The following is a 509-nucleotide window of genomic DNA, read 5'->3' as shown; positions in this document are numbered from 1 at the left end:
TAAATCGGTCCCCTTCAACGATTTCAAGAGAAGTCGCTCGTAATCGAGGTCGTCGCTATTACAAAGCTGTTGATGCTGACAAGCGTGCAAAGCGTATGGCTAAGCGCCCAAAGCTTGGGGTCTTAGAACGCAACCCTGAACTCAGAAAAATCATCATGGAAAAACTCGAGCTTAAGTGGTCTCCAGAGCAAATTTCTGGATGGCTGAGTGTTGAGTATTCGCGTAGCAAAGACATGCAGGTATCACATGAGACGATATATAAGTCCATTTATGTCCGAGCCAAAAGTATCATTCACCACTCGTTCACTCAGTACTTACGTAGAGGTAGGCCAATGCGCCACAGTCGATACCATCGCCGTAGTGGTGATCGGAGCTTCACGAATATTGTAAACGGTGTTTCTATACATAAGCGCTCTAAGAATATTGATAACCGTAAGTCTCTTGGCCACTGGGAAGGTGACCTTGTATCGGGTTCAAGAAATACACACATTGCTACTCTTGTAGACCGA

General features: G+C 45.4%; 1 protein-coding gene. It reads left to right on the top strand.

Annotated features, from left to right (window positions below; genetic code table 11):
- The coding region (locus tag R7190_RS31120) for an IS30 family transposase (RefSeq protein ID WP_318138375.1) at positions 1-509 on the top strand (509 nt) is incomplete at both ends.

Source organism: Vibrio sp. 1078-1, assembly GCF_033340475.1.
Note: the sequence above shows the minus strand (reverse complement) of the source record. Positions and strands in the feature narration are given on the sequence as shown.